The sequence below is a fragment of the uncultured Thiothrix sp. genome, assembly GCF_937876535.1.
Lineage (GTDB): Bacteria > Pseudomonadota > Gammaproteobacteria > Thiotrichales > Thiotrichaceae > Thiolinea.
In genome coordinates this window covers 32,635-46,064 of the sequence record NZ_CALFHZ010000023.1, presented here as the reverse complement: position 1 = coordinate 46,064, position 13,430 = coordinate 32,635, and the positions used below count along the sequence as shown (strand labels likewise).

At 44.1% G+C, this 13,430-nt stretch carries 11 protein-coding genes and 1 tRNA gene; 3 read left to right on the top strand and 9 right to left on the bottom strand.

Going from position 1 to position 13,430, the window contains the following annotated elements:
* Nucleotides 1–16 precede the first annotated feature (16 nt).
* The 6 genes from Q0230_RS17970 to Q0230_RS17945 form a co-directional block, all read right to left on the bottom strand.
* Nucleotides 17–589 carry a 50S ribosomal protein L25/general stress protein Ctc gene (locus Q0230_RS17970; RefSeq protein ID WP_298612581.1) on the bottom strand — a complete coding sequence of 191 codons (573 nt, stop codon included), beginning with the start codon at nucleotides 587–589 and terminating at the stop codon, nucleotides 17–19.
* Between the two features lie 70 nt (nucleotides 590–659).
* A complete protein-coding gene (locus Q0230_RS17965; protein ID WP_298612741.1) occupies nucleotides 660–1,601 on the bottom strand; it encodes a ribose-phosphate pyrophosphokinase in 942 nt (313 codons plus the stop codon).
* A 48-nt stretch (nucleotides 1,602–1,649) separates the two neighbouring features.
* Nucleotides 1,650–1,724: transfer RNA gene (locus tag Q0230_RS17960), tRNA-Gln, on the bottom strand.
* 12 nt (nucleotides 1,725–1,736) lie between these two features.
* The gene (ispE, locus tag Q0230_RS17955) at nucleotides 1,737–2,594 is read right to left on the bottom strand and encodes a 4-(cytidine 5'-diphospho)-2-C-methyl-D-erythritol kinase (RefSeq protein WP_298612578.1); all 858 of its coding nucleotides are present in this window, start codon (nucleotides 2,592–2,594) and stop codon (nucleotides 1,737–1,739) included.
* Nucleotides 2,576–3,220, bottom strand: a complete 645-nt coding sequence (gene lolB, locus Q0230_RS17950) for a lipoprotein insertase outer membrane protein LolB (RefSeq protein ID WP_298612575.1) — start codon at nucleotides 3,218–3,220, stop codon at nucleotides 2,576–2,578. The genes ispE and lolB overlap by 19 nt, the downstream gene beginning before the upstream one ends.
* 18 nt (nucleotides 3,221–3,238) lie before the next feature.
* Complete coding sequence (locus tag Q0230_RS17945) at nucleotides 3,239–4,999, bottom strand: tetratricopeptide repeat protein (RefSeq protein ID WP_298612572.1); 1,761 nt, start codon at nucleotides 4,997–4,999, stop codon at nucleotides 3,239–3,241.
* Between the two features lie 149 nt (nucleotides 5,000–5,148).
* Between Q0230_RS17945 and hemA the strand changes: the two genes are divergently transcribed.
* From hemA to prmC, 3 genes are read left to right on the top strand one after another with little or no spacing between them, the layout of a single operon-like run.
* Nucleotides 5,149–6,402, top strand: coding sequence for a glutamyl-tRNA reductase (hemA, locus tag Q0230_RS17940; RefSeq protein ID WP_298612569.1), 1,254 nt, complete (start codon nucleotides 5,149–5,151; stop codon nucleotides 6,400–6,402).
* 3 nt (nucleotides 6,403–6,405) lie between these two features.
* The gene (prfA, locus tag Q0230_RS17935; protein ID WP_298612567.1) at nucleotides 6,406–7,485 is read left to right on the top strand and encodes a peptide chain release factor 1; all 1,080 of its coding nucleotides are present in this window, start codon (nucleotides 6,406–6,408) and stop codon (nucleotides 7,483–7,485) included.
* 8 nt (nucleotides 7,486–7,493) lie between these two features.
* A complete protein-coding gene (gene prmC, locus Q0230_RS17930) occupies nucleotides 7,494–8,333 on the top strand; it encodes a peptide chain release factor N(5)-glutamine methyltransferase (protein ID WP_298612565.1) in 840 nt (279 codons plus the stop codon).
* Nucleotides 8,334–8,338: 5 nt separating this feature from the next.
* On the opposite strand, the gene Q0230_RS17925 is transcribed toward prmC, so the two are convergent.
* Genes Q0230_RS17925 through Q0230_RS17915 form a run of 3 tightly spaced genes read right to left on the bottom strand, consistent with a single transcriptional unit; the run spans nucleotide 8,339 to nucleotide 13,423 of the window.
* Nucleotides 8,339–12,013: a PilC/PilY family type IV pilus protein gene (locus tag Q0230_RS17925; RefSeq protein WP_298612561.1), complete on the bottom strand. Its 3,675-nt coding sequence runs from the start codon at nucleotides 12,011–12,013 to the stop codon at nucleotides 8,339–8,341.
* Between the two features lie 27 nt (nucleotides 12,014–12,040).
* A complete protein-coding gene (locus tag Q0230_RS17920) occupies nucleotides 12,041–12,553 on the bottom strand; it encodes a hypothetical protein (RefSeq protein ID WP_298612557.1) in 513 nt (170 codons plus the stop codon).
* A gap of 3 nt (nucleotides 12,554–12,556) precedes the next feature.
* Nucleotides 12,557–13,423 (bottom strand): PilW family protein, encoded by an 867-nt coding sequence (locus Q0230_RS17915; RefSeq protein WP_298612553.1) that lies wholly within the window; start codon nucleotides 13,421–13,423, stop codon nucleotides 12,557–12,559.
* Nucleotides 13,424–13,430: the final 7 nt, after the last annotated feature.

The window sequence follows — 13,430 nt, the reverse complement described above, 5'->3', positions numbered from 1 at the left end:
GGAGAATCCTCAAGGTTTAGTGAATCGCTACAACCGCCTGATTGTGATCACTACCCAACGCAAGCTCAGGTATAGAAACACCTTCAGGTAATTTCAGATCAGATAAATGCAGAATTTGACCTTTATCTACATTCAACATATCGACTTCGATATACTCTGGAATATTTTTCGGCAAGCAGGCAACTACTACCTCGTTGAGGATTCGACTAACCGCACCACCATTCACTTTCACACCGACTGCATTTTCTTCATTAGTGAAGTGTAATGGGATATGGACTTCAATGACTTCGTCATCTTTAATCCGCTGTAAGTCAGCATGTAAAATGATGGGTTTAGCTGGATGACGTTGCAGAGCACGTAAAATCGCGATTTCTTTACGATCACCGAAATTAACAGAGATCAGCTGTGAGTAGAACGCTTCATCTTGCAGATTGCGAATTAACTCATTGTGCTTTAGAGAAATCGACTGAGCAGGAGTACCCGCACCATAAATAACTGCAGGCACCTTATTCTCACGACGCAGGCGGCGGCTCGCACCCTTTCCCTGCTCTGAGCGGGCTTCTGCCTGCAATGTAAATTCTTTAGACATAATTCATACTCCAAAATTAATAAAAACCACTTCATCCGCGACCAGATCAAGTAGCTAGCTCCTAAAGAGCTTATTCTTCCTCAAACAGAGAACTCACCGAATCATCTCGGTTAATCCGCAAAATAGTCTTAGCTAAAATGCCTGCCACAGAAAGCTGGCGGATTCTAGCACATTTCTTTGCGTTTGCACTCAATGGGATGGTGTCAGTCACCACGACTTCATCCAGTAAGGAAGCTTCAATATTCTCTACTGCCTTCCCAGAAAAGACCGCATGGGTGGCATAAGCACAAACACTTAAAGCACCGCGAGTTTTCAAAGCAGCAGCGGCATTACATAAAGTCCCACCGGTATCGATCAAATCATCAATCAATAAACAATGCCGGCCTTCGACATCACCGATAATGTTCATGATTTCGGCTTTGTTCGGCTCAGGGCGACGCTTATCAATAATCGCTAAATCGACATTCCCTAACGCTTTAGATAGCGCACGCGCACGCACTACACCACCCACATCGGGAGACACAACCATAATATGATCAAGATTCTTCGCAATGATATCTGCCTGCAGCACGCCTAAGGCATAAATATTATCAACTGGAACGTCAAAAAAACCTTGGACTTGATCAGAGTGCAAATCGATGGTCAGAACACGATCCACATGACCCGCAGCAACCATATCTGCCACCAACTTCGCAGAAATAGGTACACGACGCGAGCGCACACGCCGATCTTGTCGTGCATAGCCGTAGTAAGGAATAACCGCAGTGATACGACCAGCAGAAGCACGGTAGAGTGCATCTGTAATAACCAATAACTCCATTAAGTTATCGTTCGTGGGTGAGCAGGTGGGCTGAATTACAAAAACATCGCGACCTCGGACATTTTCTAAAATTTCTACATGCACTTCACCATCACTGAAGCGCTCTGCTTTAATTTTACCGAGGGAAATTCCAAGATGATCAGCGATTTTTAGGGCAAGTTCAGGATTGGCATTACCCGCGAATACCATCATTCTATCGTCAGACATGGGGTGTCTCGCATTGAATATAAGACAGGGGGATGGCTGGGCTGCTAGGATTCGAACCTAGGTATGGCGGAATCAAAATCCGCTGCCTTACCGCTTGGCGACAGCCCATCAAAGAACTTTCTAACTTAAGGTGTTTAGCTTTTCATACAAAGGTGATTTACATCGACCTTGTGCTACAAAACCTGACCATTGTTTTGGTAGATTTTTTGCTATTATTTGAGCTGACTTTTCATCGTCAAACTCTGCAAACAAACAAGCCCCAGAGCCTGTCAGTTTTGCTTTATTTCCTAGCCACTCAAACGCTTCTGCGACTTTAGGATAATTCTTTCTTACCACTGGCTCAAACACATTAGTTGTTTGCCCTGCAAGAAAGGCCGCCATTCTGCTGGGTTTGCAGTTTCTTGTCAAGCTCTCAGTTGCAAAAATTTCAGCAGTCGAAATATGCACATGAGGATGCAGGACAAAATACCATTTCTCAGGGATAGTAACAGGCTCTAGCACTTCCCCTACCCCTTCTGCCCAAGCAGACTCGCCACGTACAAAGACGGGTACATCAGCCCCCAAGCGTAAGCCCAGAGCGGCTAGGGCATCAATGGATAGCCCACAATGCCATAAACAATTAAGCCCCACCAACACGGTTGCAGCATCTGAACTACCCCCACCGAGGCCACCACCCATCGGCAATTTTTTGTTTACTTTTATATCAACACCAAGCTTACAAGCTGTTGTTTGCTGTAATAAACGTGCTGCCTTTACGACCAAGTCGTCATTTTCAGGCACAAGCGGCGAACCTAGCGAGCGGGTAATTTTGCCATCGGTGCGCAACTGCAAACTAATCTCATCGCTGTAATCTAAAAACTGAAACAGAGTCTGAAGCAGATGATAACCATCTGCTCGCCGACCGGTAATATGTAGGAAAAGATTGAGCTTAGCTGGAGCGGGCAAAACCAGCGAGTTGTTTAAAAACGCGTTTTCCATTCTTTCGCGACTAACTTGGCTTTAAGCTGCTCGGATGCTTTTTCTAATTGCACTTTGCTTGGCAAAGCCTGTGCACTACTCCCATCATAACTAGGATAATCAATCACCCAACCTGCTTGTTGTAAGTGTATAGGGCGTCCATAAGCATCTAGTTTTACAGCATCAACAGGCGCGGTAGGCGAAGGAATACCTCGTGCCCAATATTGCAAGTTCTTAAGCGGCAAATTCATTTTCAACTGTTTAGCCAATAAACGCTCTGCATCAGTATCCTGATAAGACTTACCATCAGATGCTTTCAGGGTCACTTGTGAACCAGTTTCCATCACAGTAGCCATTAAACCACCTGTGAGAGGATTCTTAATCTGCATTTCATACTGGCTATTGCCACGTTGCGCCCAGTCTAAGCCAAATGACCAACTTTGCTCACGCAATTGCAAGCCAACTCGTCCTTTCAACTGCCATTGCTGCATTTGCGCAAACACTCGCTGGCGCTCTTGCCAAGCAGCTTCTGCACCACCCGCTTTCGGATTAACGACTGCCTCCGGAGTTGCTGGCTTTGGTTGATTCGCACAACCAGCCAAACTTAGTACACCTGTACAAGCAAGTGCTAAGTAAAGTTGCTTCATAGATTCTTCCTTGAAAATTTAATTGGTTTTATCTGCTAAATCAGCAACACGCTGTTTGACATCTGCTAATTGTTTATCATTTGGATACTTAGCAATCATTTCTTTATATAGCTTACGCGCCTCTTCCAGCTTGCCATTCACAGCTAAGACCTCAACTAAATGTGCCCCAATCTCTGGATCAGGCATTTTAGCATAAGCCTTACGTAACCACTCTTCAGCACCTTTAGCATCACCTTTTTTGAAAGTTACCCAACCTATACTATCCATAACGGCTGGACTATCAGGACGAAGTTCCAAGGCTTGCTTAATGAGATCATAAGCATCTTGATAGCGCGTGGTGCTCACTACTAGCATATAGCCTAACGCATTTAAAGCATCAGCATCTTTGGGGTCAAGGCGAACCACTTCCCTTAAATCCTTTTCAGCCTGCTCAACATTACCCATACGGTCATAACTTAAAGAGCGGGCGTAGAGAATATCGCGTTTTTTGCTACCAAATTCTTCTGCTTTATTAAAGGTATCAATGGCTTTTTGATACTCCGCAGCATCATGAAATAATTGCCCCTTTGCCATTAAGGTTGCGACTTTTTGCTCAGGAATAGTAGCCTTTTCTAATAAGCCATCAAGCCAAGCCTCAGCAGCTGGCAAACCCTTTTCTTTATATAATAAAGCTGACTTTCGACCTATTGCATCCCGTGCAAAATCGCCATTTAAAGCTTCATCATAAGCTTTCAAAGCCTCATCCGTGCGCTTTTGGCCTTCATAGATCTGAGCCATGAAATAATTAGCTTCATATTTACGCTCAGGAATTTCTAGCAGCTTTTTCATGAGCGGCTCAGCAAAAGTAAACTCTTCCTGCTCTAAATATAATAAGCCCAAGGTATAAAGAATATCCGCATTCTCAGGCTGCTCAGCATAGAGTTGCTTATAAATCGGCTGTGCATCTTCACGACGATCCGCCATGATCAGCATGCGACCGTATTCGAGTTTTAACTCTTGATTTTTAGTACTTTTTGCATAGGGTTCTAAAGTATTCAGAGCCTCTGAAACGCGCTCCATACTTAATAAAGCTTTAGCCCGTAAGCGTGCAGCCTCTTCTTTTTGAGCGCCATCACCTGTTTTTTGAACCGCCTCTGTACCCTCTAATACTGCATCAGTTTTATTAGCACTTAAAGCAAACGTCGCCATAACTAACTGAACTTTCGGCGTATTTTCCACTTTAGTCGCATAGCGTTTAATGACTTCATACGCATTTGCGGGGCCTGCATCGAGTGCTAATAAAGAAACAACATACTCAAAACCATGCCCTTCTTTTTTCTCAATATAATCCCGTACCCAGACCGCATCTTCGACTGCAGTGTCATAGTTTCCAAGTTGAGCGTTGAGGAGTACACGATATTGGTGAACTTCAACGGTGTCTGGCTCTAAACTTGCCCACTGATCTAACGCTGCTTTGGCTAAGACTGGTTCTCCAGCTTGAATGGCAATTTCAGTAGCCCGTTTGGCTAAAGCCTTATCCTTGCTTTGCCCAACTGCCAATACGTAATGTTGCGCAGCTTGTTTAATTTTGCCTTGGCGAATCAACATTTCCGCAACAAGCGTATTATAAAGTTGGTAACTAGCCTCTGATTGAAAAGGCTCTTTAGGAAGTAAAGGCCCTGCTAAAGTAGCTAAAGCAGCAGGTGGTTCAGCAAAACTTTGAGTGCCAACTGTACAGCCTGCAATGACTACAGCAAGTGACAACCCTACAAAACGATGGGAAACATAAAAACGAGACATAGGCAGCTCCAGCATCCAAAGATGCCGTTAATAGTCGAATTGGCTTGGTTTTAAAGGTATATTCATCAGACCACCTTGTAATCCTGCATAACGTATCAGAAAATCCGCGGTTCTGAAAATAGAATGTATATGCGGTAATTACGCTCTGGATGTCGATTTTTGTTGTTGGTGTCAATCATAAAACAGCCCCTGTTGCCATTCGTGAACAGGTTGCTTTCTCGCCTGAGCGTTTATTAGAAGCATTACATGCGGCTAAACCGCTTGCTCAAGAACATCTTATTCTCTCTACCTGCAATCGTACCGAATTATATGTCACTTGCCATGAACCTGAACAACTTGAGCAACTGATTAGTTGGCTAGCACGTTTCCATAATCTTCCCCAACATAAATTACAGCCTTACTTATTTGTTTATCAGGAAGAACAAGCCATTCAACATGCTATGCGTGTAGCCTGCGGTTTAGATTCTTTAGTCTTGGGTGAGCCACAAATTTTGGGGCAACTCAAAACAGCGTTACAAACTGCAACTGAAGCGCAAACCACAGGGCATCAACTCACCCATTTAATGCAACATGCATTTAATACCGCTAAAAAAGTCCGTACTCAAACCAGTATTGGTGCTAATCCAGTGTCAGTCGCTTTTGCAGCCGTGAGCTTATCTAGGCAAATTTTTAGCCAATTAGAAAAACAAACCGCTTTATTAGTCGGTGCAGGCGAAACGATTGAATTAGTGGGTCGACATTTAAGTGCCAACAAAATTGGTCATATTATTGTCGCTAACCGAAATGTCGAACGCGCACGTAAAGTGGCTGAACACTATAATGGCTTAGCAATTGGCCTACCGGATATTGCTGATTACCTACCCAAGGCCGATATTGTTATTTCCTCCACAGCGGCTCCCTTACCCATTATTGGCAAAGGAATGGTAGAACGGGCTTTAAAAGCACGTAAACATCGCCCGATGTTTATGGTCGATATTGCTGTACCCCGCGATATTGAACCTGAAGTTGGCCAATTGGATGATGTCTATTTATACACTGTCGATGACTTACAATCAGTGATTGAAGAAAATCTCCAATCGCGCCGAGCCGCGGCTGAACAAGCCGAAAGCATGGTGTTGAATGAAGTGCAAAGCTTTATGGGCTGGCTACGTGCCCAAGAGCATCGCGATACTATTCGCCAATTCCGCCAGCAAAATGAGGCGATTCGCGATGAAGTACTCGCCCGTGCGCAAAAGATGTTGCAACATAAAGATGCTGCTGAAGTCCTTGAATTTCTAGCGAATACCCTCACGAATAAGCTCACACATGCACCGATTCAGAGCATGAATCAAGCGGCACAAAGCGGAAATGATGTATTATTGGCGAATGCCAAAACTCTCTTTAACCTCACTGATGAAGCCTAGACTGTGAAAGAATCCATCCTACAAAAACTAGAAAATCTGAATGAACGCTACGCCGAAATCGCGGCATTACTAGGCGAGAATGAGGTCATTGCTGATCAAGATCAATTCCGCAAATTGTCGATTGAATACAGCCAATTAGAACCCGTTGCCTTAGGCTTTCGTGCTTATCAGCAAATTCTGGACGATCTTGAAACCGCGCAAGAAATGCTGGCTGATCCTGAAATGCGTGATATGGCGGAAGAAGAATTATCAACCGCTAAACTACGGCGTGATGAGCAAGAAATCGAGCTGCAAAAACTCCTACTACCTAAAGATCCACATGATGGCAGTAATATCTTCCTCGAAGTACGCGCAGGTACGGGGGGTGATGAAGCAGCGATTTTTGCCGGTGACCTCTTCCGTATGTATGCCCGTTATGCCGAACAAAGACGTTGGCAAGTGGAAGTCGTGAGCCAAAATGATGGTGAACATGGTGGTTTTAAAGAAATCATCGCCCGCATTATTGGCAGTAATGTGTATTCACGTTTGAAATTCGAATCAGGTGCACATCGCGTACAACGTGTACCAGAAACTGAATCGCAAGGCCGCATTCATACTTCAGCCGCTACGGTCGCAGTCATGCCTGAAGTTGATGAAGTGGAAGCCCAAGCGATTAATCCAGCGGATTTACGCGTCGATACCTTCCGTGCTTCTGGTGCTGGTGGTCAGCATATCAATAAAACTGACTCCGCGATTCGAATCACTCACCTGCCCTCTGGTTTAGTGGTGGAATGCCAAGATGAACGTTCACAACATAAAAACCGCGCCCGTGCGATGTCTTTATTGCAGTCGCGCTTATTAGAAATTGAGCGCACTAAGCAGCAATCGGAGCAAGCTGAAACCCGCCGTAACTTAGTTGGTACCGGTGATCGGTCTGAACGGATTCGCACTTATAATTTCCCACAAGGCCGCGTCACAGATCACCGCATCAATCTTACGCTCTATAAGCTAGATGACATTATTGCGGGTAGCCTTGATCAAGTCATTGATCCTTTAGTCCATGAGTATCAAGCCGATCAATTAACAGCCTTAGCAGGCGAGTAGCACGATTGGTGCAGATTCGCTTTGCACTCCAACAAGCCGCTCAGGAGCTAAGCGCTAGCTCCGACACAGCACGTTTAGATGCGGAATTACTCCTGTGTAAAGTGCTAGCTAAAAATCGCAGCTATTTGTTTACTTGGCCGGAAAAAGAACTGCATTCAGAGCAACAAATTCAGCTTCACAATTTAGTGGCGCAACGCTTGCAGGGCATTCCCGTCGCTTATTTGCTAGGGTATCGAGAATTTTGGGGGATGGAGCTAGAGGTATCAGCAGCGACTTTAATTCCACGCCCTGACACTGAGCTACTTGTGCAATTAGCCTTAGATCATTTAACAAGCTATACAGCACCTAAAATTCTTGACTTAGGTACAGGTACTGGAGCGATTGCCTTAGCACTTGCTAAAGAACGGTCTGATGCTCAGATTATGGCAGTGGATAAATCAGCGGAAGCACTAGTAGTTGCCGAGCGTAATCAGCTCAAACTGGGGCTTAGTAATGTAAGCTTAATGCGCTCCGACTGGTTTAGTGCCTTAGATAAAACCACTTACTTCGATCTTATTGTTTCGAACCCACCCTATATAGCAGCATCAGATCCCCATTTAGCGCAAGGGGATCTTCGCTTTGAACCTCTATCAGCTTTAAGCTCGGGAAGAGATGGTTTAAGAGATATTACTTACTTGATTCAGGCTGCACCTAAATATTTGAAAGATCAGGGTTGGTTACTTTTAGAGCATGGTTATGATCAAGGTCTAGCGGTCACCCAGCTTTTAAAAAACACAGGCTACACTCAGGTAGCCTGTTATCAAGATTTAAGTGGGAATGACAGAGTCAGCGTCGGTCGTTCTCTTTAAGCAGTTTAGTCTGCATTATTGACATCACGATCTAACCAGAAAATCCGTGGCAGGATATTACCAATATCAATCCGCTCAGCTGCATTACTGCTATTATTATTCATATTGCTATCATCTAATAAAGCATGTTGCATTTTACCAATTCGCACTTCTAAACCCTGCACACAATCGCTTTCAGTACAAGCGCCACCACCTGCCGCCATGGGTTGCTTAAAGACTAGTTGTGGCGTATCTGGAATTTCATCTAAAGCAATAATTGTAGAACGCTCCTTTACACCTGGTTTCTCTGGATCCAAAGCGGCAACAGCAGCTCCACTAAATAAATCCATTACATAAGCACGCCCAACACTAGTAGACACATCACAAGTAGCGGTTGTGGTTTGCTCTTCAGCAACTGCAAAACTAGTAAAGACAATCTTATTCATAAAGGTAAGCGGACTAGCCAAAACTTTTTCAGCACGATTGGGTAAATCGTAATACCAGCCATTTAAACTAGGCTCAGTCAACAGATTCGTTGTGCTATCCAAAGTACTCACTTCAGCTAAGCTACCATCCTCTTTTAGAGGGAAGAGGGCAGTATCTGGCTCAGCAAAGGGATGACGATCCACTAGGACGTAGAAACGATCATCGATGCTATCAGACAACGGATGAGAGCGATAACCACTGCCAACAGCTAAAGTCAGTAAATCTTGGCCTTTAATGCGGGTTACTGCTACATCAGGCTCGTAATAGAACATACGCTTATCAATACCAGTCCCACCTAATTCAGCGAACTTACTCAAACGGGCTTTTGAATAATCGTACAAGGTACTCGCATCAGTATCTGTGACATCTACATCCATGTCGACTCGCCAAATGTTGCCGCCCGTATCACCAAAATAAAAGCGATCTAGCACCCCATTCCGGTCCATATCCATGACGCGAATATCCCCCGGAACACTATGCTTCAGATCTAATGAAGCAGAGGAGACGTTATTACGTAAAGACCAAATCAGCTCACCTGTATGAGCATCAACCATATATACATCATTACCTATTGAGTGAGTGAGACGTGTATTAGCATCTTGATTTTCTAGAATAGGATCAAAACCGCCACCAATCACTAAGACATCCTTCACTACGCTACCAGAACTAGCATTACTATCAGCAACTCTTAATTTTGCCATCACTGGTTTAGACCAAGACTCACCTAAATTATTAAAGCCTGCTGTCGTATGACTGAACTGCCATGCTAATTTAGGATAAGCAGTATCATTCATGTCAGTAATATCTAGAGCGTAGTAGGCACGCCCCCCACGACGTAAACCGAAATAGACGTAAATACCCTCACCTTCGTCTTTTTTAATCTGACCGTCATTATTTTTATCGTCATACCAAATAGTTAAGGGGCCATCTACGCCATATAAATGTTGTTGAGTAATACCATTATCCTTTAAAGCTTTCAGATTCTTTAATAAGACATTAGGCATAAAAGCCCACTTTTCTAAACCAGAATCTGCATCAAAGGCATGTAAATAACCATCATTACTCCCTGCTAACACATAAGATTTATTATTCACATCATGCATAATGACTGGCTTACTATTCATAATATCGCCTAAATAGTTCAAGGCTGAACCATCATCGTCATAGCCTTTAGCAAACTGAATCACCGCATCATGCTCTGCATCACTCATAGCTGCATCACCTAACTCTGCTTTGGTAATGGTGTTATCTAAAGGAATTAAGGAGCTAGTATTATTTGTTAAGGCAACACGATTAGCAGGTTCCAATAAACTGGCAGCTCCGCCTTCGGCGACATTAGAACCACTTGCAGTACTGCCCCAAAAATCCCAAGCGCTATCTAAAAACTGCCCTTTAGCATCCACCGCCGTTTGCGTAGGATTAGTATCACTCTTCCCTACAATCACACCATTTTCTAACTTAAATTTCTTTAGATTACCTTGCCAACGCGCATTAGGTGTACGCATAAATACAGGAAGAAAGATTTCATCAGAGTGTGCTAGATAACTACTAGGATCAACTTTATAGGTAGGCGAGGTAAAAGACGATGCTGAAGACTGCACCCGACCAATAATTGAAGTAAACGCTTCCGTTAAATCTTTCACATTATTTGCATGGAAGAAATTATTATTCGCAGCTGCCAAACTGGGAGTACTACCTGTAAACAGAGAAGGCTCAAATAAGTTCAACATTGCTTTGGCTAAATCAGGATTATTTAAGAAGCTTTTCCATAAAGCCCAAGTACTGACCAAAGGATTGGTCTCATCATTAGCCGCTTGCGCCACTAAAGTGGCTGTGCTTACTGGACGAGCCGCTGCATAAATTGGTTCAGCAGTCATAGGTTTATTAACACTAGTTGCTTGAGCTATGACTTGCTGCAATGCATTACGCAATTGATCCGCATTATCAGCAACTTTTAAATGCCCTGCCTCCGCTAAGCTTTTTAAATATTTCGTGCCATCTGGATCATTTAAGGCAAATGCAATAGTGAAGGTTTCGATAGTTTGTTTGCCGTCAATAGTTGGCATTTGATCCTCATTCGCTAAATATTCAGCAAGCTCTGGACCACAAGTGCCTGAAGGATAACCGGATGGGGAGTCAGCACAGGTTTTGCCGAGTTTACTCTCGATTATGCTGCGAGACATGGGATAATCATAAATCCTATTCCAACCTTCTGGACGTCCATCTGACATGAAGACTAAATAATTAGCTTGGCATTCTGAGGTAATCGGTGAAATATAACTTTTGCTTTTTACCTCACCAACACAAGCATGCTGCTTACAAACTTCAACTTCAATTTGACCATTAGGGCTTAGGCAATGGTTGTAATCAACTTCGGATTTTGAGCAAGTATAGTTATTATTTTCACAAACCCAGTCAGTGCCTTGGCCAAATTCATTGGTAGCGCTTGGTACCCAATTACAACATTGGTTAGTTTTGGTGATAGTGGCATATTCACTGCATTGATCCACCCATTGCTTAGCACAGCTTCCCGTCACGAGTTGTCCTGTACATTCGCTCGCACTGTTGTTGCAGTCGGTTGCTTGGGGCGCGTAACTCGCACAGTTGTCGTAACTAATGCTTCCTGAGTAAGTGGAAGGATGTGCAGCTCGAATTTGCTCAGGACTTAAGGCCGCAAACCAACTGACCTCCTCCCCCCGAAAATAGCGTGCAGCCTCGGTCATCGAATCAACAATCGGTGTTGACCCTTTTGCCTGCCAACCACTAACAATCTGGGGTAAAAACTCACGGACAGTTTGCCCAGCAACAGGATCAGGTAAATTATCTTTATCTAAAGCAATACTGCCTGTAATAACTGGTAAGACCTCTGCATCGATTGGTTTGATGGGAAAACTTACCCCACTAGCGTAGGCAGTTTCTTCACCACCATAACGCATGAGGCCAATATTGAGGTTAGGTGGAGCATTGGTAATGACATCGGTGAATACCTCTTGCAGGACTTGCATACGGGTGGGGGCATTACCAGCATTATCGTTGACTTTGTTTTGTTCCATACTGCCTGAATTATCGAGTAGGAACAGAATATTAGGATTAGCCGCAGGTTGGGCAGCAGAATAAATTTCTGCATCATCGGCCACTGCACTGAACTGCCAGCTCACAATGACTAGACCCAACAAGTAACTTAAATAACTTGAGCGTTGTTTATTGTTATTCATACTTCAGCTTCCAGTTTCAGTTAATAATTATTCAGCCGGAACAAACTTCAAAATACCCGCCATGTGCTGGCTTTCTGCAGAAGTACCTGGCACTTTACTATCTGCATTCACCGTAAATAAACGGCAGGAGACATTGCCACTTTTAGGGCTAGCAGAAGTGCTCATAGCGACTCCTTGGAGTACCGGTGGGCAAGTAATTTTAGTGCCCATTGAAATCGTTCCCGCTGAGCTAATTTCCTCACCACCATTGATAGCATCAAGATATGGCCCTACTTCTTTAGCAGTCTGGTTTGCTATCTCCTGCTTAGCCGTTTGCTCAACCAAATAAAGATTGGTAGAGCGACGTAAACTAGCTTCTGCACCTTGGTAAGAAAAATCATCAAACATGGCATTACCCACAATTTTCGTATCCATCGTTGCGATCCGCCCTGCAGCGATCCCTAAACCAGCCAGGACTAATAAACCGACTAAACCCCAAAGCAAGACGGCGCCTTGCTGATGCTTGAGTGTCACAGGGTGCTGATAAGTTGTTATGTGCATGGTCTAAGCGCCTCCCTCATGAACCGCCAAATTGCGTAGATAAATAACTGCGGTATGCACAGTACGTTGATAACGATCGTTACGGCTATAGGTAGTATCTAGTAAGGTGTAATCACGTGCCTCAGCAGAATTGAACACAGGCTCTCGTGAACGGACTAAAACTGAGGCCTTAATTGTGCGTACTTGATACCAAGCGTTTGCCGCTTTTACTGCAGTTGCATCCAGATAAGTGTCCACTGTCCCATCATCATTTTGATCTAGGCCGTAAGCAAACTGCATAGCCTCAACCCCCTCAGCAACCGGAATAGCAGCATTGCCTCTAGAGCCTGCACAGAATAAATTCGGCATGTCACCAACCGTTCCCACATAAAAACTGTTATAGATTCGGGAGTATTCGGGGTTAGGTGCTACATCAGCCTGACAACTCGGCGGGATAGCTTCATTGCCACAATCTATTCCTAAAGTAGAATCTGCATAGAACAACACACCAATAGTATCACCAGTTCCACTAGCCTCATTATGATCCGTCGTTTGCACTAAACTGGCAGGATTAATCACAATGCTGTTCGCTCCACCACCACAACTTTTAGCCGCTGGTACTGCATCACCATCTACATAAAATGCTTTAGTTAAAGGAAAGTGAGCAGCAGTCGTATAGCCTGCATGTTCTAAATGCTTAGTGAGTGCATTCAAAGCACTGCGTGCATTCTCTTGCATGGTAGAAAGTTCATCACGGGCGTTATACGTTTGACGACTTCCCATGTAAACTGTTGCAACCCCTGCTACTAACACTAAACTTAAGGCGCTTGCAGTAACTAGCTCTATTAAAGAGAAACCCTGTTGGGATTTGAAACACTGTTTAGTTTGCATCGACTTC

Bases quoted from the DNA above. Each gene is read 5' to 3' on its own strand.
- Q0230_RS17970 (WP_298612581.1), bottom strand. From the start codon at position 589: ATGTCTAAAGAATTTACATTGCAGGCAGAAGCCCGCTCAGAGCAGGGA.
- Q0230_RS17965 (WP_298612741.1), bottom strand. From the start codon at position 1,601: ATGATGGTATTCGCGGGTAATGCCAATCCTGAACTTGCCCTAAAAATC.
- ispE (WP_298612578.1), bottom strand. From the start codon at position 2,594: ATGGAAAACGCGTTTTTAAACAACTCGCTGGTTTTGCCCGCTCCAGCT.
- lolB (WP_298612575.1), bottom strand. From the start codon at position 3,220: ATGAAGCAACTTTACTTAGCACTTGCTTGTACAGGTGTACTAAGTTTG.
- Q0230_RS17945 (WP_298612572.1), bottom strand. From the start codon at position 4,999: ATGTCTCGTTTTTATGTTTCCCATCGTTTTGTAGGGTTGTCACTTGCT.
- hemA (WP_298612569.1), top strand. From the start codon at position 5,149: ATGTCGATTTTTGTTGTTGGTGTCAATCATAAAACAGCCCCTGTTGCC.
- Q0230_RS17925 (WP_298612561.1), bottom strand. From the start codon at position 12,013: ATGAATAACAATAAACAACGCTCAAGTTATTTAAGTTACTTGTTGGGT.
- Q0230_RS17920 (WP_298612557.1), bottom strand. From the start codon at position 12,553: ATGCACATAACAACTTATCAGCACCCTGTGACACTCAAGCATCAGCAA.
- Q0230_RS17915 (WP_298612553.1), bottom strand. From the start codon at position 13,423: ATGCAAACTAAACAGTGTTTCAAATCCCAACAGGGTTTCTCTTTAATA.